Annotated in this window: 14 protein-coding genes; 5 read left to right on the top strand and 9 right to left on the bottom strand. The window is 64.4% G+C overall.

What is annotated here, in order from left to right; translation table 11 throughout:
- Window positions 1-40 precede the first annotated feature (40 nt).
- Together TRP66_RS02765 and TRP66_RS02760 are read left to right on the top strand one after the other, a co-directional pair.
- Window positions 41-1,453, top strand: coding sequence for an aspartate aminotransferase family protein (locus TRP66_RS02765; RefSeq protein ID WP_333399786.1), 1,413 nt, complete (start codon window positions 41-43; stop codon window positions 1,451-1,453).
- A 63-nt stretch (window positions 1,454-1,516) separates the two neighbouring features.
- Window positions 1,517-1,738, top strand: coding sequence for an MbtH family protein (locus tag TRP66_RS02760; protein ID WP_333399785.1), 222 nt, complete (start codon window positions 1,517-1,519; stop codon window positions 1,736-1,738).
- A 170-nt stretch (window positions 1,739-1,908) separates the two neighbouring features.
- On the opposite strand, the gene TRP66_RS02755 is transcribed toward TRP66_RS02760, so the two are convergent.
- The 9 genes from TRP66_RS02755 to TRP66_RS02715 all read right to left on the bottom strand — a co-directional run bounded on the left by TRP66_RS02755 (window position 1,909) and on the right by TRP66_RS02715 (window position 8,755).
- The gene (locus tag TRP66_RS02755; RefSeq protein WP_333399784.1) at window positions 1,909-2,367 is read right to left on the bottom strand and encodes an REP-associated tyrosine transposase; all 459 of its coding nucleotides are present in this window, start codon (window positions 2,365-2,367) and stop codon (window positions 1,909-1,911) included.
- Between the two features lie 198 nt (window positions 2,368-2,565).
- Window positions 2,566-3,480, bottom strand: a complete 915-nt coding sequence (locus tag TRP66_RS02750; RefSeq protein ID WP_333399783.1) for a metal ABC transporter substrate-binding protein — start codon at window positions 3,478-3,480, stop codon at window positions 2,566-2,568.
- Window positions 3,481-4,380, bottom strand: a complete 900-nt coding sequence (locus TRP66_RS02745; protein WP_333399782.1) for a metal ABC transporter permease — start codon at window positions 4,378-4,380, stop codon at window positions 3,481-3,483.
- Window positions 4,380-5,144, bottom strand: coding sequence for a metal ABC transporter ATP-binding protein (locus TRP66_RS02740; protein WP_333399781.1), 765 nt, complete (start codon window positions 5,142-5,144; stop codon window positions 4,380-4,382). Before TRP66_RS02740 ends, TRP66_RS02745 begins: the two co-directional genes overlap by 1 nt.
- A complete protein-coding gene (locus TRP66_RS02735; RefSeq protein ID WP_333399780.1) occupies window positions 5,141-6,070 on the bottom strand; it encodes a metal ABC transporter substrate-binding protein in 930 nt (309 codons plus the stop codon). Before TRP66_RS02735 ends, TRP66_RS02740 begins: the two co-directional genes overlap by 4 nt.
- A 30-nt stretch (window positions 6,071-6,100) precedes the next feature.
- On the bottom strand, window positions 6,101-6,673 hold the full coding sequence (locus TRP66_RS02730; RefSeq protein WP_333399779.1) for a DUF6162 family protein: 573 nt from the start codon (window positions 6,671-6,673) through the stop codon (window positions 6,101-6,103).
- Window positions 6,670-7,008: a hypothetical protein gene (locus tag TRP66_RS02725; RefSeq protein WP_333399778.1), complete on the bottom strand. Its 339-nt coding sequence runs from the start codon at window positions 7,006-7,008 to the stop codon at window positions 6,670-6,672. The genes TRP66_RS02730 and TRP66_RS02725 overlap by 4 nt, the downstream gene beginning before the upstream one ends.
- Complete coding sequence (locus TRP66_RS02720) at window positions 7,005-7,547, bottom strand: thiamine pyrophosphate-binding protein (protein ID WP_333399777.1); 543 nt, start codon at window positions 7,545-7,547, stop codon at window positions 7,005-7,007. Before TRP66_RS02720 ends, TRP66_RS02725 begins: the two co-directional genes overlap by 4 nt.
- On the bottom strand, window positions 7,544-8,755 hold the full coding sequence (locus tag TRP66_RS02715) for a PepSY-associated TM helix domain-containing protein (protein ID WP_333399776.1): 1,212 nt from the start codon (window positions 8,753-8,755) through the stop codon (window positions 7,544-7,546). The genes TRP66_RS02720 and TRP66_RS02715 overlap by 4 nt, the downstream gene beginning before the upstream one ends.
- Before the next feature lie 320 nt (window positions 8,756-9,075).
- Here TRP66_RS02715 and TRP66_RS02710 point away from each other — a divergent pair, with 320 nt between their 5' ends.
- The 3 genes from TRP66_RS02710 to TRP66_RS02700 all read left to right on the top strand — a co-directional run bounded on the left by TRP66_RS02710 (window position 9,076) and on the right by TRP66_RS02700 (window position 21,467).
- Window positions 9,076-10,059, top strand: a complete 984-nt coding sequence (locus TRP66_RS02710) for a TauD/TfdA family dioxygenase (RefSeq protein WP_333399775.1) — start codon at window positions 9,076-9,078, stop codon at window positions 10,057-10,059.
- A gap of 201 nt (window positions 10,060-10,260) precedes the next feature.
- Window positions 10,261-13,653 (top strand): amino acid adenylation domain-containing protein, encoded by a 3,393-nt coding sequence (locus tag TRP66_RS02705; protein ID WP_333399774.1) that lies wholly within the window; start codon window positions 10,261-10,263, stop codon window positions 13,651-13,653.
- Window positions 13,650-21,467 (top strand): amino acid adenylation domain-containing protein, encoded by a 7,818-nt coding sequence (locus TRP66_RS02700; RefSeq protein ID WP_333399773.1) that lies wholly within the window; start codon window positions 13,650-13,652, stop codon window positions 21,465-21,467. Before TRP66_RS02705 ends, TRP66_RS02700 begins: the two co-directional genes overlap by 4 nt.
- Window positions 21,468-21,471: the final 4 nt, after the last annotated feature.

Below are 21,471 nucleotides of genomic sequence, written 5' to 3'. Positions count from 1 at the left end.
ATGGATCAGGCTTTCGTCATAGCGTTTTGAGGGTTCAGAGATGTCAGTCGCTACCAGGTTCAACGATGAACAACTGGCCCGCGTCGAGCCGACGCCGGTGGAAACGCTTTACCAGTTCGATGAGTCGCCGTTGCTGGCCCGGCAGAATCGTCAGGAGTCCAATGCGCGCAGCTATCCGCGGCGCATTCCGCTGGCGCTCAAGCGCGCTCGCGGCATTCATGTCGAGGACGTGGAAGGGCGGCGCTTCATCGACTGCCTGGCCGGCGCTGGCACGCTGGCGCTGGGGCATAACCATCCGGTGGTGATCGACGCGATCCGCCAGGTGATCGGCGATGAACTGCCATTGCATACTCTGGATCTCACCACCCCGGTCAAGGATCGCTTCGTCCAGGAGCTGTTCGGCCTGCTGCCCCGAGCGCTGGCCGCCGAGGCGAAGATCCAGTTCTGCGGCCCGACCGGAACCGACGCGGTGGAGGCGGCGCTGAAACTGGTGCGCACCGCCACCGGTCGCAGCACGGTGCTGTCGTTCCAGGGCGGTTATCACGGCATGAGCCAGGGCGCTCTGAGCCTGATGGGCAGCCTGGGGCCGAAGAAACCGCTCGGCGCCTTGCTGTCCAGTGGCGTGCAGTTCATGCCGTTCCCTTATGACTATCGCTGCCCGTTCGGTCTGGGCGGCGAGCAGGGCGTGAAGGCCGGCCTGCACTATCTGCAGAACCTGCTCGACGATCCGGAGGCCGGGGTGCAATTGCCCGCAGCGGTGATCGTCGAAGTGGTGCAGGGCGAGGGCGGGGTGATTCCCGCCGACCTCGACTGGCTGCGCGGCGTGCGCCGGATCACCGAACGGGCCGGCGTGGCGCTGATCGTCGACGAAGTACAGAGCGGCTTCGCCCGCACCGGCAAGATGTTCGCCTTCGAGCATGCCGGTATCCTCCCGGACGTGGTGGTGCTGTCCAAGGCCATCGGCGGCAGCCTGCCGCTGGCGGTGGTGGTCTATTGCGATTGGCTCGACACCTGGCAGCCCGGCGCGCATGCCGGAACCTTCCGCGGCAACCAGATGGCGATGGCAGCCGGCTCCGCGGTCATGAGCTTTCTCGTTGAGCACGATATCTGCGCCCACGCCACTGCAATGGGGGAGCGCTTGACCGCGCACCTGCGTCAGCTGCAACGGGATTTTCCGCAAATCGGCGACGTGCGCGGGCGCGGCCTGATGCTGGGCGTGGAACTGGTCGATCCCAGCGGCGCGCCGGACGCCCAGGGCCATCCGCCGTTCTTCGCGCGGCTGGCGCCGCTGGTACAGCGCGAATGCCTCAAGCGGGGGTTGATCCTTGAATTGGGCGGACGCCACGGCAGCGTCGTGCGCTTCCTGCCGCCGCTGATCATCACCGCCGAACAGGTGGATGAAGTGGCAGATATCTTCGGTCGCGCCCTCAAGGCCGCCGTCGCCGGGCTGTAATTTTCAGCCGGGCGGATTCGTTCATCAGTTACAGCAGAACTACCCCTATCACGGAGAACAGCAATGACTTCAGTATTCGACCGGGACGACATCGTCTTTCAAGTCGTGGTCAACCATGAAGAGCAATATTCCATCTGGCCCGACTACAAAACCGTCCCCAACGGCTGGCGCACCGTGGGCAAAAGCGGCTTCAAGAAAGAATGCCTGGCCTACATCGAAGAAGTCTGGACCGACATGCGTCCCCTGAGCCTGCGCCAACAGATGGATGCGCAACTGGCGGGGTGATATCGCGACCCGCCAGGACCGTTTGCGTGCGTAGGAGCGGATTCATCCGCGAGGGCTCCGCAAGACTGGTGCGCATCTGCGGCCATGCCGGCACTTCGCGGCTGAAGCCGCTCCTACGGGGTGTGTAGGAGCGGATTTATCCGCGATGCGGTTTGCCAGACCCTGAATGACTAAAGCCATACGGCATCCCACAACGGGTAATCACCCACCCGCGTTACCAGGCCAGCCCGCAGGGGATTGGCGACGATATATCGGGCCAGCGGCACCAGGTCCTGCTCTCTGCGGACCGCGTGATCATGGTAGCCCGCTTGCCAAAGGGGTCCTGAGCGCGATAGGTGTCGGCTGATCGCGATGGAGCTCCGCGCTTTTAAAAAACGCATCACCTTGGAGAGGCAGTCAGACCGTAGTTCGAACAACCAGTGAAGATGATCAGGCATGACCACCCAAGCCAGCGACGTCAACAGCAAGTCGTGTTCACATCGCATCATTTCCCGGACGAGCAACCGTCCCACCGCCAGTTCTCCGAACACAGGCTCTCGCCTACCTACCACGGTCGTCACCATGTAGATTTGACCGGTCGCTGAATGGCGTCCTGTGCGTAAACGATTCCCCGCGCCTTTCGTCAGCATTCCATTACTCCGAAACTCTTGTGTGAGTCTGAAAGCTAGCGGTTGTGCGGGGTCTGCGAGCGGTTATTGGTTTCAGGATATGGGGATTCGTGATGCTGGAGTTGGCGCATCGCGGCTGAAGCCGCTCCTACGGGGGATATTGTCAAACTCGTGTAGGAGCGGCCGGGCGGCGTTCCGCTTTAGCCGCGATTCGGCGGGTCAGTGCGCCTTGAGCGCCCCGATAATCTGCTCGATATCCCCCTCCAGCTCGACCACCGGGTCGGCGCCGTCGATGCCCAGCACCAGCAGCTTGCTGCCCGCGGCCTCGATGGCGGCCTTGACCGGCTCGGGCGGTTGGCGATGGTCGAGGACCACGGCGACGTCGTTGTCCTTGAGGGTCGAAGACAGTTTTTCGATGGCTTGCGGCGTCCATTGCTCGTCGGTGAGCGCCTGGGTGTCGATCAATTCCAGGTTCAGCCCGCTGATCAGGTAGCCGAAACGGTCCGACAGGCTCACCACGCTCAGGTTGTCGGCGCTCGCCAGGCTGGCTTCGCTGGCCGCGCTGAGTTTCAGCAGACGCTGCTTGAGCGAGGCGAGGTTGGCTTCGATGGCCGGTTTGGCTGCCGGCGCCAACCGTACAAGGTCAGCGGCAATGACGTCCGCCATGCGTCCCATGTTGTTGCTCGACAACCACGGCTGGCTGTTCAACCCGTCGATGCCCTGGCCCGGTTGCACCGCAATGCCCGGCAGGCTGCCGTCCACTGGACGGGCCGCGTCGATTTCGACGATACGGATATTGCCGCGCCGCGCGTTGGGGTAGAGCGGGTCATCGGCCCACAACGAGCGCAGGCCGATCACCGCATCGGACTTGACCGACATCCCGCGCAGGGCTTCGGCACCGCGTCCCGTGAAGTACGCGGTCTGCCGTGAGCCCGGCAGGTTGGCGGCCGCGGCGCGCTCCAGGACCACGCCGCTGTCCTTGAGCAGGACCTCGGCAAGCCCGTAAGTGATCGGCAGGCTGGCCAGCACGCGAACCTGCGCCGGTTTGGCCGTGGCAGGCTCGGCGGCCTGCAGGCTGTTGCTGAAGGCACCGGCGATTGCCAACGCCAGGGTCAAGCTACGTAGAGTGAGCATTTATCCGATATTCCCTTTGAGGCTGGGCACTACGCCGCGCGCGATGGCAGCCAGGGCGAAGCCGACTCCCGCGACCAGAATGATCGCCGCGCCGGACGGCACCGGCAGGTCGAAGACGATTGGCAGCAGAATGCCGCACAGGGTGCTGACCGTGGCCAGCCCTACCGATACCCAGAAAAAACCCTTGAGCGACTGGCTGAGCAGTCGGGCCGCCGCAGCCGGGATCACCAGCAGGGCGCCGACCAGAATCGCGCCGATGACTTTCACGGCGGCCACGGTGATCAGCGTCACCAGTACCACGAACAGGTAATCCAGCGCCTTGACCGCAACGCCGCGCACGGCGGCCAGTTGCGGATTGAAACTGGCGAGCATGATGCGGTTGTACAGCGGCAGGGCCAGGCCCATGACCAGCGCGCCAACCACCAGCAGCACCAGCAAGTCGCTGCCGTTGACAGTAAGTACCGAGCCGAACAGCACGTTTTCCAGAATGTGTATGTTGATCTTGCCGGCCAGCACCAGCAGCAGGCTTGCGCCTAGCGCGAGAGAGACGGACAGGAACACGCCGATCAGCGTGTCCGGCGCCAGTCCGGTACGGTTGCGTAGGTAGTTGAGCACGATGCCGAACAGCAGGCAGTAACCGAACAGGCTGCCGTAGGGGCCGGTATAAGGCTCACCCACCAGAATGCCGATAGCGACGCCGGTCAGGGCGGCGTGGCCCACGGCTTCGGAAAAGAACGCGAAGCGCTTGACCACCACCAGGGTGCCGAGACCGCCCAGCACCGGGCCGATCAGCAGACCGGCCAGCAAGGCGTTGACCACGAAACCGTAGGCCAGGGCTTCGGGCAGATAGCCTGAAGTCGCCAGACCCTGGATGAACAGGCGGAAACTTTCGTAATCCATCAGGCGGCACTCCCGGAGTCCAGATCCGCGGCGCGCGGGTGAGCGGAAAACAGCGTCAGCAGGCGCTCGGGGGTGAGCGCCGTCGCCGCCGGCTCGTCGAACAGCACGCGACGGCTGAGCCCGGTCACGTTGTCGGCCAGACGCTTGACCGCCTCCAGATCGTGCTCGATCCACAGCACGGTGATGCCCGACTGACGCCAGGCGCCGAGCAAGCGCTCGAACACCTGAATACCGGCCTCGTCCAGCGCCGACATGGGTTCGTCGAGCACCAGCAGTTGCGGGGCGGGGATCAGACCCTGCGCCAGCAGCACGCGCTGGCGTTCGCCGCCGGACAGGGCGCCCATGCGCCGCTTGCGCTTGTCCTGCATGCCAACCCGCTCAAGCGCATCGCCGATTGCTTTGCTGTAGTGGCGCGACAGGCCGAGGAACGCCGGGCGACGCTGGCACATGGCGGCCATGAAGTCATCGACGGTCATGGGCAGGCCGCGATCGAACTCCAGCGCCTGCGGCACATAGCCGATCACGCCGGGCGCGCCGGCCCATTCCAGGGTCAGCTTGCCCTGGTGCGGCATCTGGCCGAGCATGGTCTTGATCAGCGAACTCTTGCCGCCGCCATTCGGGCCTACCAGCGCGTGCACGCTGCCCGGGCGGACCTTGAAATTGACATGATCCAGAATGGTGGTGCGTCCAAGGGTCAGGCTGACGTCGGAGAATTCGACCCCCGGACCCTGGCCTTTAGATGCGATGGACTGCGCGGCGGTCATGCCCCGGCCTCCTGAATGGCGCGCACGACGGTATCGAGGTTGCCGGCCATCTCCTTCTCGTACTTGTCGGCGGTGTACTCGCCGTAGGAAATGTGCGACAGCGGGTACAGCTTGACCCCGGACTCGCGCTGGATGGTTTCGACGTAGGTGGACGGGAAATCCATCTCCGAGAAGATCACTTTCACGTCCAGCTCGCGCAACTGATCGATGGTCTTTTTCAGCTGGCTCGGGCTCGGCTCGATGCCGTGGGCCGGTTCCACCACCGCGGTGACTTCCAGGCCGAACTCGCGCAGCAGGTAGTCATAGGCGGCGTGGACCGTCGCGACGCGCAGGTCGGCATTCGGTGCCTTGGTCAGCTTGGCCAGCGCATCGGCGCGCATCTGGCGCAGACGCTTGCCGTAGGCGCGGGCATTGGAGGTGTAGGTCTTGGCGTTGTCGGGATCGAGCTTGCCCAGTTCACGGGCAATGTTGTTGACCTGCGCGATCGAGGCGCTGATCGACAGGAAAGTGTGCGGGTTCACCACCTTGCCCGCGCCGCGGGCGGCGATGCCGGTGGCCGCGAGCAGGGGCACGTCGGCGTTGGCTTCGATGGTCTTGATATCGGGCTTTTCGCTGGCCTCGATCATCCGGTCGGCAAAGTCGTCATGGCCGACGCCGTTGAGCACCACCACGTCCAGCGTGCCGATGCGCTTGATGTCTTCGGCGCGCGGCTCGTAGGCATGCGGGTTGAAACCGGCCGGAATCAGCGGAACCACTTCGGCCTTGTCGCCGACGATATTGCTCACGTAGCTGTAGTACGGGTGCAGGGTGATGCCGATGCGCAGGCGCTTGGCCGGTTCGGCGAAGGCCTGGGGCGTGAGCAGGGCAGCGAACAGTCCGGCCAGGATGACGCCCAGCAGTGGACGGCGTTTCAGCGAAATGGGCATGAATGGGCTCTTTCAGATAGATGCGTGAATTCAGTGGCGATGCTGGCGCGTGACGCCCGCGTCGAACTGCGCGACGACTTGCTGCCAGCCGGAATCGATCAGGGTCTGGTCGCTCAGATCGCTGGCGGGGGTGATGCCGGCCTTGCGGTTGATCCAGATGTCCGGGGTGCCTTCGTTGCCGGCGCCGCGGCGCAGCAGGAACGAACCTGCAACCTCCGGGGACTGACTGATGCCCACGTAGGATGCGCCGATCATCTGCCAGGCATGGCCGCCACGGCTGACCGAGCTGGCATCCTGGGCAAAGGGCGCGAAGCCCTCGTCGGCCAGCTGCTCCGGCGTGACCGGCGTGTCCTGTTCCTGGCCCAGCAGACGGATTTCGTCGAGGGTCACGCGCAGGTCGGCGTAGATTCCCTGCTCAGCGGCGGTCAGGTCGCGACGGGCGTCCAACTGATGACTGGCGACGTCATCGACTTCATGGGTTTCGCCATGCAGACCGACGATCCCGGCGGCGACCGCCAGGATCAGCAGGCACAACAGCAATACGTAAAGTGTTTCATGGCCGGCGCCCGCCGGGCGCACGATCTGTCGGGTCGGTGCGCTCATGGGGCCTGGATGTCCGCCTGATCGATTTCGACCACGTGGCCGGGGCCCGCGTCGAACAGTACATAGAATTCCGAAGCGGGGCGCTTGAAGGTCACGGTGGAATCCTCGCCCAGCTTGCCCGGCACCAGAATGGTTTCGTCATAGCCGATCACGTCCAGGGTCACGCCCGGCGCGCCGCTGCCATCGGAAAAGCCGCCGGTGCACTTGATCTGCTCGTTGTCGACTTGCTTGCACTCGCACATCGGGTTATGCGCCAGTGCATTGCCGCTCAGGCCCAGGCTCATCACGCAGGCGGCGCCGACTGCCAGCCGGCGGAGGGAAGAATGAATGGTCATGGTTTGGCTCCTTGTTTTTTCAGCCAGGCAACGGTGGCCGGCGAGGCCTGTTGCAAGGGAATGGAGGTCTGATGCACGGAACCGTCCCAGCCCTCCATGGTGATCCAGAGGTCGGAATCGGGCTTGGTATCGGGCGTGATCTGCATGAAGGCGCTCATGCGGTAGCCGCCGCCGAAGAAAATGACGCCGGCGGTGCGCAGGCTGCGCGGCTTGCCGATCTTCAGATAGGTGGCCTTGACCCGGTCGATGCATTCGGCGCACAGCGAGGCATTGAAGCTTTTCATGTAGCCGGACGGGCCGGACAGTTGCGGCGCTTCGTTGCGCTCTTCGGCCATGCGCATGCTCCACGGGCCCACCTGGATAGTCCCCACGTCACGCTGACCGAGGCCCTGGTCGCCGCGGTCCAGCGCCACATCGGCGAAGTACTTGGGCATGAAACCCAGCGGGATCAGCAACAGCAGCACGTTGATGTGGAACCGCCACTTGTGCCACAGGCGGCCGAAGGACGAAGCGGGTTGAACGACAGCGGCCTTGCTCACAGCGTGTTCTCCGGAGTGCCGGTCGCGAGCGAGGGCCGCGCGGCGGATTGATTGGCGGGCGGACGGACCCGGTTTTCACGCTTGAACGCGTTGAGAGTCGCCAGCGCGGTGCGTTTGCTCCAGACCAGCAGGCCGCTGAGCACCATCATGCTCAGCAACAGGCCGAAGAAGGCCCAGATCAACTTGATCCACAGCCCGCCGAAGTCACCGGTGTGCAGAGGGCGCATAGACTCGGTGACGAATTCCAGCTTGTTGCGGTCCGACAACAGATGCGAGGACACCAGTTCGCCGCTGTACGGGTTGATTTCGGCGGTCTGGTACATCAGCGGATACCAGCTGCGACCACCCACCTGCATGTTGCTGTAGGCATTGAACGGCGGCGTGATGAAGCTGGCATCCAGGCCCGGAATACGCTGGCGGGCCACTTCGATGGCCTTGTCCAGGCTGATGGTGGGGGCCGGGCTGCCGTCGGCGGTCAGCGGAACCGCGCTATGGGGAATGATCGCCGTGGCGGCCGAGCGGCTGGAAATGCTGATCTGGTTGTCACCCAGAATCGCCTGAATCAGGAACCAGGTGCCGGTGATGGAAATGACGGCGATGAACCAGATTGACCAGACGCCGGTCAGGCGGTGCAGGTCGCCCCAGAAAATCCGCGGGCCCTGGCTGAACCGTACCGGTTTGAAGAAGCCTTTCCAGAACTTCTTGTAGACCACCAGGCCGGTGACCAGCGACGCCAGCAACGGCAGGCCGAGCAACGAGACCAGGTACCAGCCCCAGGAATAGCCGTTGGTGAACGGCACCAGCCACCAGCCGTGCAGGGCGCGGGTGAAACGGCGGAAATCGAAGGAGGGGGTGACGCCCTGGATCACGCCGGTATAAGGGTTCACGTAGGCGGGCACCGAGCGGCCGTCGGGGTAGGTGATGAACACGCTCAGGGCAAAGTAGTCGCCATCGGGCTGCATGATGGTGCCGACGATCAGGTCCGGTTCGTTGCGTTCGATGGTCGCGCGGATCTGCTCGAAGCTCATGCGCGTCGCATCGTCGGACGGCTTGTTCTCGCGCATTTCCGGATTGGCGAGCCACATGATCTCCTTGCTTACCACCGCCAGCATGCCGGTCACGCACACGATCAGCACAAAGAACCAGATTGGCAGGGCGAGCCAGCTGTGGACAAGAAACCAGATTTTTGAACGCGACTTTTTGGACATGGTTGAACGGTCTCGATTCACGACACTGAGCCTGGGCATCAGCGGTGCGTTACAGAAATATCGGACGCAGCGTTCGAAGCGCCGAAACGGCTCGAAAGAAAAAATGCGTGCGCAACAGATGCATATACCTAAAGACGAATGAGAACGAAATACCCGCAATAATATTTTGCATTTACTTTTTGAAAAGTGTTTCGGGATGTGTGTGACTGCCCCGTCATGTTTGACACCCGCTAATTTTTCCGGCTTGGCCCGCGTCCATTGACAAGGTTTGTTTGCGTCACGCCATCGGGGCCTGGCGCTGTCGTCAATGGAGACATTTCATGAGTCACGCGTTGAGTTTGGATATCCGGCCCTTGCTGGCCGGCTCGGGCACGCTGCCCATGCTGGTACAGGCCCCGGAGCCGGGTCTGGACTTGATGGAGGCCCTGGGCGAGCTCAAGCCGCTGGTCGGCGAGCATCTTTACCGCAGTGGCGGCATCCTGTTCCGCGGCTTCGAGGTTGGCGGCCCGGAAGCATTCCGCCAGTTCGCCGCAGGTTTCGGCGACCCCTTGCTCAACTACGAGTTCGGTTCGACGCCGCGCAGCAACGTGACCAAGGGCGTCTACACGTCCACCGAATACCCGGCTCACCAGAGCATCCCCCTGCACAATGAACAGGCCTACACCCTCGAATGGCCGATGAAGATCTGGTTCTACAGCATGATCGCAGCTCAGACCGGCGGTGAGACACCCATTGCCGACAGTCGGGAGATCTACCGGCGCGTTCCTGCGCGGATTCGCGAGCGGTTCATCGAGAAGAAACTGATGTACGTGCGCAACTACGGCAATGGGCTGGACGTCGACTGGAGCCAGGTGTTCAACACCGAGGACGAGAGTGTGGTGGAGGCCTATTGCCGGGCGCACGCCATCGAGTGTCAGTGGAAGGACGACGGCGAGCTGCGCACCCGTCAGATCTGTCAGGCCGTCGCGCGGCATCCGGTCACTGGCGAGGATGTGTGGTTCAACCAGGCGCATCTGTTTCATATCTCCAACCTGCAACCGGAAGTGCGCGAGACGCTGCTGGACGTGGTGGACGAAGAGGATCTGCCGCGCAACGTGTACTACGGTGACGGCTCGGCCATCGAAGAAAGTCTGCTGGACGACGTGCGCGGCGTGCTCGATGAATGCACGGTCAAATTCCCCTGGCTGGAAAACGATGTGCTGATGCTCGACAACATGCTGGCGGCGCACTCCCGCTCGCCGTTCACCGGACCGCGCAAGGTCGTGGTGGCAATGGCCCAAGGGCATTCCGAAAAGAACGTCTGATAGCGCACCTCACGCCCCGTAGGAGCCAGCTTGCTGGCGATGCGGCGTGCCAAACGCTATCGGCAATGCACGCATCGCCAGCAAGCTGGCTCCCACGGGGACGCCGGCCCACCTCGATTCGATGCTAAATATTTCCGCCTCCATTCGTTCTTGTTGATACGACTCAGCCTCCTGGTCAGGCGCATCAGCAAGGACTCCCTCATGATTCCCGAACACGCCCAGAAACTCGCTCGTCGCTTCGTCGAGCTGCCTCTTGAGAAGCGTCGGCTGTTCCTCGACGGCATGCGCCGGGAGGAGATCGACTTTGCGTTGTTACCCATCCCTTCGTGCGAAGGGCTGGCCGAGCGGGAAGGGCTGTCCTATGCACAATTGCGCATGTGGTTTCTCTGGCAGCTGGACCCGCAGAGCGCTGCGTACAACCTGCCGATGTCGGTCTGCCTGAGCGGCGATCTGAATCTGCCGGTGCTGGAGCAGGCATTGAGCGCGCTGGTGGCCCGTCATGAAAGCCTGCGTACCACCTTCGGCCAGGACGGCGACCGGGTGTTCCAGCGGGTGGCCGAACCCGCGCCCGTCAATATCGCCTTGACCCGGCTCGACGATCTGCCTGAAGCGCAGCGCTGGAACCAGGCCCGGCAGGCAATGGCCGAGCAATCGGCGCAGGCCTTCGATCTGCAACGCGGGCCACTGTTCACGGTACGCATCCTGCGCTCTACCGAGAACGAGCATCTGCTGCTGTTGAACATGCATCACATGATCACCGACGGCTGGTCGATGAACGTGCTGATCGACGAATGGCTGCAGGCCTATGACGCGCTGATCGCCGAGCGGCCATTGCCCTTCGAACCCCTTGCCGTGCACTACCGGGATTACGCGTTGTGGCAGCGCAGCTGGCTGGAGGCGGGGGAGCAGCAGCGGCAGCTCGACTATTGGCGCGCCCATCTGGGTAACGAGCATCCTGTGCTGGAGCTGCCCACCGACCGACCGCGTCCCGCGCTGCCTGATCATGAGGGCGAGCGTTTCGAGATCGACTTGCCGCTCGATCTGCGCCGCAGTCTCAAAGCCCTGGCCCAAGGTCAGGGCGTCTCGCTGTTCGTGGTGTTGTTGGCATCCTTCGAGTGCCTGCTGCATCGCTACACCGGCCAGACCGACATTCGCGTCGGCGGGCTCATCGCCAACCGGACCCGCGCCGAGACCGAAAGGCTGATCGGCTGCTTCATCAATACCCAAGTGCTGCGCACCGAAGTCACTGCCCGCACACGCTTCGTCGAGGTGATGCAGGCCGTGCGCGAAGCGTCCACCGGCGCTCAGGCGCATCAAGACCTGCCCTTCGACGCCATTCTCGATGCGCTGCAACCCGAGCGCAGTCAAAGCCACACGCCTTTGTTCCAGGTCATGTTCAACCATCAGCCGCTGGTCACCGACCTGCTGGACAAGCATCTGGCCTGCGGCCTGCGGGTCACCAACCTGCCGACCGCGCAGCAGGAAGCAGCCGGTCGTTCCCACGCGGCAGCCAGCGATCTGATGCTGGCAACCAGCGGCGAGGGCGATGAACTCAAGGCGGCCTTCATCTACGCGACCGAATTGTTCGACCCGACGACCATCGCGCGCATGGCCGGACACTGGCGCAACCTGCTGATGGCAGTGTGTGCCGACCCGACACAGCCGGTTGGCGAACTGTCCATGCTCGGTCGTGAAGAGCGCGAGTTGTTGCTGGACACCCACGCGATCGCGCCTGCGGACTCATCGACCCTGGCCCATCGTCGCTTCGAGGCTCAGGCGCGTCGGACGCCGGACGCTACCGCGCTGATACTCGTCGGACAGGGCGACGCGCCGCGGCTGACCTATGCGCAATTGAACCAGAGCAGCAACCGGCTCGCTCACCGTTTGCGCCGCCTGGGTGTAGCGCCGGACACGCTGGTCGGTATCGCGCTGGACCGTTCACTGGACATGGCGATTGCGCTGCTGGCCGTGCTCAAGGCAGGTGGCGCCTATGTGCCGCTGGACCTCAATATGCCCGCCGAACGTTTGCAGCATGTGCTGGACGACAGCGGCCTGCGGGTGCTCCTGACACACAGCCGGCAAGCCCTGCCGCTGCCGCTGACAAGCGACGTCGAGCGGCTGCACGTCGATCAGCCTGACGAGGCCGGACCGGAAGACGAGCAGGATCTGGAGATAACGCCGGCCCCCGCGAATCTCGCCTACGTCATCTACACCTCCGGCTCCACCGGCCGGCCCAAAGGCGTGGCGATCAGTCACGAAGCCCTGGCCGAGTTCGTCGAGCTGGGTGCCCGATACAGCGAGCTGCGCGAAACCGATCACGTGCTGCAATTCGCTACCCAGGGTTTCGACGGATTCGTCGAGCAGTTCTACCCGCCGCTGTGCCGCGGTGCGTGCGTGGTGATGCGCGACGACCGGCTGTGGGACAGCGCCACTTTCCATCAGATGCTGATCGAGCATGGAATAACGGTCGCCGATCTGCCAGCCGCCTACTGGTTGACTCTGGTGCAGGATTTCGCCGCCAACCGCCCGGCCCATTACGGCGCGTTGCGGCAGATCCACGTCGGCGGCGAAGCCATGGCGGTCGACGGGTTGCGCCTGTTCCGCGAGGCCGGGCTGGGCCATGTACGTCTGCTCAACACCTATGGGCCGACCGAAGCGACTGTGGTGTCGAGCATTTACGACTGCACCGGCCTTTTGCCTCAGGCCGTGAGCTGGCGCGGGGTGCCCATCGGCCGGGCGCTCGCCGGCCGACGCCTGTACGTGCTCGACGACCAGCTGGCGCCGTTGCCGCAAGGCGCGATCGGCGAGCTGTACATCGGCGGAGCAGGGCTGGCGCGCGGTTACCACCGTCAGCCGGTGCTGAGTGCCGAACGTTTCATTCCTGACCCCTTCGTGGCCGGCGAGCGCCTGTATCGCACTGGAGACCGGGTCCGCATCGCCGCCGATGGCGCGCTGGAATACATCGGGCGGGTCGACCATCAGGTGAAGATCCGCGGTTTCCGCATCGAGCTGGGCGAGATCGAAGGTTGCCTGAAAAATTATCCTGCGGTCCGGGACGCAGTGGTGCTGGCGCTGGATGGCCAACTGGTCGCGTACACCGCCTGTAGGAGCGGATTCATCCGCGATCACGCCGAAATCCGTCAGGCACTCCGAAATCACCTGAAGTCCACCCTCCCGGACTACATGGTCCCGGCGCATCTGATTTTGTTGGAAAAGCTGCCCCTGACCCCCAGCGGCAAGCTCGACCGCAAGGCGCTGCCGGTCCCCAACGCGGCCCAGTTGCAGGCCGCTTACCGCGCCCCAGAAACGGAAACGGAAATCCGCCTTGCCGAGATCTGGAAGGAGGTGCTGCGGGTCGAGCGGGTCGGTCTGGACGACCATTTCTTCGAGCTGGGCGGCCATTCGCTGCTGGCGGCTCAGGTCATCGCGCGGCTCAAGACCCGGCTGGGCATCAGCCTGCCGTTGCGTCTGGTGTTCGAAAAACCGCTGCTGGCCGAACTGGCCGCCGAAGCCGCCGCGCTGACCGGCGCGGCCAACGACGATTGGGACGACATGGACCAGTTCATGGATTCACTGGAGGAGTCTGGCGCATGACCGGGACCACTGCTGCACGCATCGCGAAACGCTTCATCGGCCTGTCCCGAGAACAGCGCCGCCAGTTCCTCGACCGGCTGCGCCAGGAAGGCAAGGATTTCAGTCTGCTGCCGATCCCGGTCAGTCGTCATGACGTGAGCGACATTCCGCTGTCGTTTGCCCAGCAGCGTTTGCTGTTTCTCTGGCAGCTGGACCCGACCAGCGATGCGTACAAGATGGCGGCCGGGCTGCGCATGCGTGGCGAGCTGAACGAAACCGCGCTGATCGCTGCGCTGGATCAGCTGATCGAACGCCACGAAACCCTTCGAACCGTGTTCCGCACCGAGGGCGCGCAGCAGGTTCAGATCGTATTGCAGAACCAGTCGGTCGCGCTGGAGCGGGTCGACCTGGGCGATGTGCCTGAAGAACGACGTGAAGCCGAGCTGAGCGCCCAGGTGGCGCGGTTTACCGCCCAGCCGTTCGATCTGCGCGAGGGGCCGCTGTTGCGGGTCCAGCTGCTGCGTCTGGCGACCGATGAACAGGTACTGGCGGTGTGCATGCATCACATCGTGTCCGATGGCTGGTCCATGGACGTGATGATTCAGGAATTCGTCCAGTGCTATCAGGCGTTCTGCGCCGGATTCTCGCCGCAATTGCCCGAGCTGCCCCTGCAATACGCCGATTACGCGATCTGGCAGCGCGCCTGGCTGGAAGCCGGCGAGGGCGAGCGTCAATTGCAGTACTGGCGCACGCAACTGGGTGACGAACAGCCCTTGCTGGACGCCGCCCATGATTTTCCCAGGCCGCCGGTCCAGAGCTTCAAGGGCGAACACGTGGGTTTCGACTTCGGTGCCGGGCTGTCCGCGCGACTCGGCGCCTTCGGCCGCGCTCATGGCGTGAGCCTGTTCATGCTGGTGTTGGCCGGCTTTTCGCTGTTGCTGTCGCGCAAGGCCGGGCAGCGGGATATCCGTGTCGGCGTGCCCAACGCCAACCGCGGTCGCTCGGAAACCGAGGGGCTGATCGGCTTTTTCATCAACACCCAGGTGCTGCGTTGCCGGATAGACGAGCGGGCCAGCTTTCTCGACTTGCTGGCGCGCATTCGCGAAGCGTCGTTCGGCGCCCAGGCCCATCAGGATGTGCCCTTCGAACAACTGGTGGATGAGCTGGCGCCGGAGCGCAGCCTGGGGCATAACCCGCTGTTCCAGGCCAAGTTCAACCAGAACGTGGTGCTCAAGCCGCGTCTGGTGTTCGAGCTGCCGGGGCTGACCGTCAGCGAATACCCATTGCGCAAGGACGGCGCGCATTTCGATCTGGCGCTGGATATCACGGACGACGGTACGCTGATTCATGGCGACCTGAGCTTCGCCAGCGACCTGTACCGACGCGCGACGGTCGAAGGCTTCGTACCGCAAATGCTGGCATTGCTGGACACCTTGCTCAGCGCGCCCGAGGCGCCACTGGCGAGTCTGGGAGTGGTCGCTCCCGAACCGGCGCGGTCGCCGTGCAAGCCGCCGGCTCTGGTCCTGGAACAATGGCAGCGGCAGGTGGACAGCCAGCCGGACGCCCTGGCCGCGCGCTGTCTCGACCGCACCCTGACGTATCGCGAACTGGATCAGGCGGCCAATCGTCTCGCTCATCATTTGCGAACCATGGCCGCCGGACCGGATCGGCCGGTCGGCGTGCTGATGGAACGCTCCCTCGACTGGCTGACAGCGGTGCTGGCGATCTTCAAGGCGGGCGCGGTCTACATGCCGCTGGACGTCAAGGCGCCGCAGGCCCGACTCAGGCAGATGCTCGACAACGCGAGCGCCGCTGTGCTGTTGTGCGCCAATGGAGATGCGCGGCTTGATTCGCTGACAAGCGACAGCTGCAAGGCGCTGGCCTTCGATGCCGAGCGATGGCGCGAACAGTCGGTCGAAAGCCCCGCGGACATCGCCGCGCCCCGGATGCCGGCCTACGTCATCCATACCTCGGGCTCCACCGGCCAGCCCAAGGGTGTTCTGGTCAGCCACGAGGCGCTGGCCAGTTATGTGAGTGGCCTGCTGGAACGCCTGAATCCTGCTCCCGACGCAAGCATGGCGCTGGTGTCCACGATTGCGGCGGATCTGGGGCACACCGTGCTTTTCGGTGCGCTGTGTGCCGGCCGCAAGCTGCACGTACTGCCTGAAGCCCTGGGTTTTGATCCCGATGGGTTTGCCGACTACATGGCGACGCATCGGGTCGGAATCCTGAAAATCGTGCCTGGCCACCTTGCCGCCTTGTTACAGGCCGCGAACCCTGCCGATGTACTGCCCTCCCAGTCGCTGATCCTCGGCGGCGAAGCCTGCTCGCCGAAACTGATCGAGCAGGTCCGGCAGTACCGGCCGGACTGCCGGATCATCAACCATTACGGTCCCAGCGAAACCACGGTCGGCGTGCTCACTTACGAAGTGCGCGACCCGGAGCAGGCTGGTCCGGTGCCTGTCGGCGTGCCGCTGTCCGGTGCTCATGTATACGTGCTGGACGATGTGCTGAATCCCGCCGACCGACAGGTGGCCGGAGAGCTGTATATCGGCGGGGCCAGCCTGGCGCTCGGTTATCTGAACCAGCCGGGGCTGACCGCCGAGCGCTTCGTGCCCGATCCGTTCGCTGACGGCGGTGCGCGGGTCTATCGCAGCGGCGACCGGATGCGGCGCAATCACCAGGATCTGCTGGAATTTCTTGGTCGCGCCGATGATCAGGTCAAGGTGCGGGGTTATCGCATCGAGCCCGCCGAGGTGACTCGGGCGCTGCTCGATCAGGCGTCGGTGGCCGAAGCCTGCGTGCTGGCGCTGCCGGTGGAAGGCGACGACAGCCGCCTGCAACTGGTGGCCTGGTGCGTGGCCGCGCCCGGCGTGACCCTGAGCGCCGACAGCCTGCGCGAATGCCTGGCGGCGCGCCTGCCGGATTATCTGGTGCCGGCGCAGATCCTGCTGCTGGACCGTCTGCCGCTGACCGCCAACGGCAAACTGGACAAGCGCGCCTTGCCCAAGCCCGGCGCGGCGGTGCAGCGCTATACGGCGCCGGGCAACGAGGTGGAGGAGATTCTGGCCCGGGTCTGGGCCGATGTGCTCAAGCTGGAACGCGTCGGCACCACCGACAACTTTTTCGAGCTGGGCGGCGATTCGATCCTCAGCTTGCAGATCATTGCCCGCGCCAAGCGCCAGGGCCTGAAGCTGAGCCCCAAGCAGTTGTTCGAAAAACAGACCATCGCCCAGTTGGCGCCGGTTGCCAAAGTCATCCAGAGCAAAGCGGCGGCGCCCGTGGAGCAGGTCAGCGGCAGTCTGCCGCTGTTGCCGATCATGGCTCGCTTCTTCGAGCTGGACATCCCCCAGCGTCGGCACTGGAACCAGTCGGTGCTGCTCAAGCCGGCCACGGCGTTGCAGGCCGCGCCGCTGCATGCGGCGCTCAATGCATTGATCGAGCAGCATGATGCACTGCGCCTGACCTTCAGCCAGCTGGACGGCCAGTGGCAGGCCAGCTTCGGCCCGCGCAAGTCTCAGGAGGTACTCTGGACCCACGATCTGGAGGATGCCGCTCGCTTGACCGATCTGGCTGACGAAGCCCAGCGCAGTCTGGATCTGGCCAACGGCCCTCTGTTGCGCGCGGTATTGATCAATCTGCCGCAAGGCGAACAGCGCCTGCTGCTGGTGATCCATCACCTGGCGGTGGACGGCGTGTCCTGGCGGGTGCTGCTGGAAGACCTGCAGCAGGCGTATCAGGCGGCGGTATCGGGCAGTGCCTTGACGCTGCCGGCCAGGACCGCCTCGCTCAAGACCTGGGCCGAGCGCTTGCGCGATCACGCGACCAGCGCTGCGCTGACCTCTGAACGCGATTACTGGCTGAGGGTGCTACAGAGCGGTGAGCCGAGCTTGCCGCGCGACTGTCCTGAAGGTACGCAACGCAACCGCGACGCGGCCCATGCGCAATCCTGGCTGAGCGAAGAGCTGACCCATGCGCTGCTCAAGGTCGCTCCCGCGGCTTACCGCACCCAGGTCAACGATCTGCTCTTGACCGCGCTGGCTCAGGTGCTGTGCCGGTGGAGCGGGCAACCATCGGTACTGATTCAGCTGGAAGGCCACGGTCGCGAGGACCTGTTCGAAGACCTCGACCTGAGCCGCACGGTCGGCTGGTTCAGCAGCCTGTTCCCGGTGCGCCTGACGCCGGGCGATGAACCCGGCGCGAGCCTGTGCGCCATCAAGGAGCAGCTGCGCGGCGTTCCGAACAAGGGGATTGGCTATGGCGTGCTGCGTTACCTGGGCGAGCCCGTTCTGGCCGAGCGTCTGGCGCCTATGCCGGGGCCTTCGGTGACTTTCAACTATCTGGGGCAGTTCGATGCCAGTTTCGATGCGCAGGAAGGCGCGTTGTTCACCCCGGCCGGCGAGCACTCCGGTGCCGCGCTGGACCCGGACGGCCCGCTGACCAACGACCTGAGCATCAACGGCCAGGTATTCGCCGGCCGTTTGCAGCTCGACTGGACCTACAGCCGCGAGCAGTACCACAGCGACACCATCGAAGCTCTGGCGCGTCAGTACGAGCAGGCGCTGACGGCACTGATCGAACATTGCGCCCAAGGACATCGGGGCGTCACACCTTCGGACTTCCCGCTGGCGGCTCTGACCCAGTCGCGGCTGGACCGCCTGCCGATCAACGCCGGCAATATCGAGGACATTTATCCGCTGGCGCCCATGCAGCAGGGCATGCTGTTCCACAGTCTTTTCGAAAGGCACAGCGGCGATTACATCAACCAGTTGCGGGTCGACGTGCAGGGCTTCGACGTCCCGCGCTTCCAGGCGGCGTGGCAAGCCTGCGTGGACCATCATGAGATACTGCGCAGCGTGTTCGTCACCCAGGGCGAGCAGTCGTTGCAGGTCGTTCTGCGGCAGGCGGCCTTGCGGTTCGTCGAACGGGACGCCCGTCAGCACGATGGCGCCTGGCTGGACGAACAGGCCGAGGCGGATTTGCGTGAAGGCTTCGATCTGGCGCAGGGGCCGTTGCTGCGGGTGACGCTGTTGCGCACCGACGAGCGCAGCCATCATCTGCTGTACACCGGCCACCATATCCTGATGGACGGCTGGAGCAGCTCGCGTCTGCTGGGCGAGGTCCTGCAACGCTACAGCGGGCAGGCGCCGGCCGGGCAGGCGGGGCGTTACCGCGATTACATCCAGTGGCTGCAGCGCCAGAATCCCGAAGCCGGCGAAGCCTTCTGGCGCGCCGAGCTGGCCCGACTCGACGAGCCGACTCGCCTTGCGCAGGCGCTCAAGGCTCCGGTTGCCGAGCCGGGCTACGGCGATTTCCTGCACCTGATCGACGCGACCGGCACCGCTCGCCTGAACGACTTTGCCCGCGCGCAGCGGGTCACCCTCAACACGCTGGTCCAGTCTGCGTGGCTGATGCTGCTGCAGCGCTACACCGGCCAGTCGAGCGTGGCTTTCGGTGCCACTGTGGCGGGGCGGCCTGCCGATCTGCCCGGTGTCGAAGAGCAACTGGGGTTGTTCATCAATACCTTGCCGGTCATCGACGAGCCTCGCCCGGAGCAGCGGGTTGCCGACTGGGTGCGGCAGATCCAGGCGAAAAACCTCAGCCTGCGCGAGCACGAACATACGCCGCTTTACGACATGCAGCGCTGGGCGGGCGGCAACGGCGGTGCGCTGTTCGACACCTTGTTGGTGTTCGAGAACTATCCGGTTTCCGAAGCGCTGCAACGCGCTCCGGAAGGGCTGACCTTCAGTGGCTTGCATAACCAGGAACAGGCGCATTACCCGCTGACGCTGGTGGTCGAAGCGGGGGCGACGCTGTCGGTGCGCTTGAGCTATGACCGCAGGCATTTCAGTGCCGAGAGCATCGCGCAATTGGCCAGTCATCTGGACTTTCTGCTCCAGGCCATGGCCGCCGCGCCGGACGCCACGCTTGGCGAACTGGCGCTGCCCTCGGCTTGCGAGCAGAGTCCCGTGGCGTTTCCGACCGGGCAGTGCGCTCATCAATTGATCGAAGTCCAGGCCGCCCGGTATCCCGAGGCCATTGCCTTGCGCTTCGAGGGCGAGTCCCTGAGCTACGGCGAACTCAACCGGCGCGCCAACCGGCTCGCCCACTGCCTGCGCGAGCAGGGCATCGGGCCGGAAGTACGGGTCGGGCTGGCGGTGCAGCGCGGCTTCGAGATGATCGTCGGCCTGCTGGCGATCCTCAAGGCCGGTGGCGCCTACGTGCCGCTCGATCCCGATTCCCCGGCCGAGCGGCTGGCGTATTTGCTGGACGACAGCGGCATCGCCTTGCTGCTGACCCAGCCAGTGTTGATAGAGCGCCTGCCGCTGCCTGAGTCGCTGCCGGTGCTGATGCTCGACGCTGACCTGAGCGGCTACAGCGCCGCCGATCCGCTCAGTTTCAGTACGCCAGCGCAACTGGCCTACGTCATCTACACCTCCGGCTCCACCGGCCAGCCCAAGGGTACCTTGCTGACCCACCACAACCTGATGCGCCTGTTCGCCGCGACCGAAGACTGGTTCGGCTTTGGCGAGCAGGACGTCTGGACTCTGTTCCACTCCTATGCCTTCGACTTCTCGGTGTGGGAGATCTTCGGCGCGCTGCTGCATGGCGGGCGGCTGGTGATCGTGCCTCGGGAGGTCAGCCGCTCGCCGGAGGATTTCCACCGGCTGCTGATCGACGAACAGGTCACGGTGCTCAACCAGACGCCGTCGGCCTTCCGCCAGCTGATTCCGGTGGCCTGCGCGTCAAGCGCCGAGCTGGCGCTGCGCCGGGTCGTGTTCGGCGGCGAAGCGCTGGACGTGCCGGGGCTGCGACCCTGGTTCGAACGCTTCGGTGACCAGACACCGCAGCTGGTCAACATGTACGGCATCACCGAGACCACGGTGCACGTCAGCTACCGGCCGATCACTCTGGCCGACACCTTCGACAGCGCCAGCCCCATCGGCGTGGCGATTCCGGACCTGTCCTGGTACGTGCTGGACGCAGACTTCAATCCGGTGGCCCAGGGCTGCAGCGGCGAGCTGCACATCGGCCACGCAGGACTGGCGCGGGGTTATCACAACCGCGCGGCACTGACCGCCGAGCGCTTCGTGCCCGACCCGTTCGGCGACGGCGGTCGCCTGTACCGCACCGGCGACCTGGCGCGCTGGCGCGGCGAAGGCCTGATCGACTATGCCGGGCGCATCGACCATCAGGTCAAGATCCGCGGCTTCCGCATCGAACTGGGCGAAATCGAAGCCTGCCTGAAAACCCATCCGGCAGTCCGGGACGCGGTGGTAATAGCGCTGGACGGCCAATTGGTTGCATATGCAGCCTGTAGGAGCGGATTCATCCGCGATAACGATGCCGCCCTCCCCCCCCACATCCGCGACCACCTCAAATCCACCCTGCCGGACTACATGATCCCGGCCCACCTGATCCTGCTCGACGCCTTCCCGCTGACCGGCAACGGCAAGCTGGACCGCAAGGCACTGCCGGCACCGGACGCGAGCCAGTGGCAGACCGTCTTCGTACCGCCCGAAACCCCGCTGCAACAAGAGCTGGCGGCGATCTGGGCCGAAGTGCTGAAGGTGGAACGGGTCGGGCTGCACGACAACTTCTTCGAGCTGGGCGGGCACTCGTTGCTGGCGGTGCAGTTGCTGGCAAGGGTGCGCGAACGCCTGCAGCACGAAATCGGCCTGAGTGACCTGTTCGAGCAACCGACCCTGGCGGCGTTCTGCGCGGCAGTGGAGAAAAAAACCGGCGTCATCGACCTGGCGCAGGACGAATTGACTAAATCTCTGGAGGCTCTCAAACGTTTATCAGCGGAGGAAATTGACAACTTGATCGCCTGACAGG

Source organism: Pseudomonas sp. JDS28PS106 (genome assembly GCF_036706555.1).
Classification (GTDB): Bacteria; Pseudomonadota; Gammaproteobacteria; order Pseudomonadales; family Pseudomonadaceae; genus Aquipseudomonas.
This window is presented reverse-complemented; position numbering and strand designations above follow the sequence as displayed.

Bases quoted from the DNA above. Each gene is read 5' to 3' on its own strand.
- TRP66_RS02765 (WP_333399786.1), top strand. From the start codon at position 41: ATGTCAGTCGCTACCAGGTTCAACGATGAACAACTGGCCCGCGTCGAG.
- TRP66_RS02760 (WP_333399785.1), top strand. From the start codon at position 1,517: ATGACTTCAGTATTCGACCGGGACGACATCGTCTTTCAAGTCGTGGTC.
- TRP66_RS02755 (WP_333399784.1), bottom strand. From the start codon at position 2,367: ATGCTGACGAAAGGCGCGGGGAATCGTTTACGCACAGGACGCCATTCA.
- TRP66_RS02750 (WP_333399783.1), bottom strand. From the start codon at position 3,480: ATGCTCACTCTACGTAGCTTGACCCTGGCGTTGGCAATCGCCGGTGCC.
- TRP66_RS02745 (WP_333399782.1), bottom strand. From the start codon at position 4,380: ATGGATTACGAAAGTTTCCGCCTGTTCATCCAGGGTCTGGCGACTTCA.
- TRP66_RS02740 (WP_333399781.1), bottom strand. From the start codon at position 5,144: ATGACCGCCGCGCAGTCCATCGCATCTAAAGGCCAGGGTCCGGGGGTC.
- TRP66_RS02735 (WP_333399780.1), bottom strand. From the start codon at position 6,070: ATGCCCATTTCGCTGAAACGCCGTCCACTGCTGGGCGTCATCCTGGCC.
- TRP66_RS02730 (WP_333399779.1), bottom strand. From the start codon at position 6,673: ATGAGCGCACCGACCCGACAGATCGTGCGCCCGGCGGGCGCCGGCCAT.
- TRP66_RS02725 (WP_333399778.1), bottom strand. From the start codon at position 7,008: ATGACCATTCATTCTTCCCTCCGCCGGCTGGCAGTCGGCGCCGCCTGC.
- TRP66_RS02715 (WP_333399776.1), bottom strand. From the start codon at position 8,755: ATGTCCAAAAAGTCGCGTTCAAAAATCTGGTTTCTTGTCCACAGCTGG.
- TRP66_RS02710 (WP_333399775.1), top strand. From the start codon at position 9,076: ATGAGTCACGCGTTGAGTTTGGATATCCGGCCCTTGCTGGCCGGCTCG.
- TRP66_RS02705 (WP_333399774.1), top strand. From the start codon at position 10,261: ATGATTCCCGAACACGCCCAGAAACTCGCTCGTCGCTTCGTCGAGCTG.
- TRP66_RS02700 (WP_333399773.1), top strand. From the start codon at position 13,650: ATGACCGGGACCACTGCTGCACGCATCGCGAAACGCTTCATCGGCCTG.